The 270-nt window shown below is 50.4% G+C and carries 1 rRNA gene; it reads left to right on the forward strand.

The features are described 5' to 3' along the window. Window positions 1-270 (forward strand): 16S ribosomal RNA (locus ACTHSX_RS10655); the annotation flags it as partial.

Below are 270 nucleotides of genomic sequence, written 5' to 3' on the forward strand. Positions count from 1 at the left end.
TCGGATTGTAAACTCCTGTCATTTGGGAACAATGTGCATTGGTTAACTGCCGGTGTATTGATAGTACCAGAAGAGGAAGAGACGGCTAACTCTGTGCCAGCAGCCGCGGTAATACAGAGGTCTCAAGCGTTGTTCGGATTCATTGGGCGTAAAGGGTGCGTAGGTGGCGGGGTAAGTCTGGTGTGAAATCTCGGAGCTCAACTCCGAAACTGCACTGGATACTGCCTTGCTCGAGTACTGGAGAGGAGATTGGAATTTACGGTGTAGCAG

The sequence above is a fragment of the Neisseria sp. P0014.S002 genome (genome assembly GCF_051958295.1).
Classification (GTDB): domain Bacteria; phylum Pseudomonadota; class Gammaproteobacteria; order Burkholderiales; family Neisseriaceae; genus Neisseria; species Neisseria flavescens_B.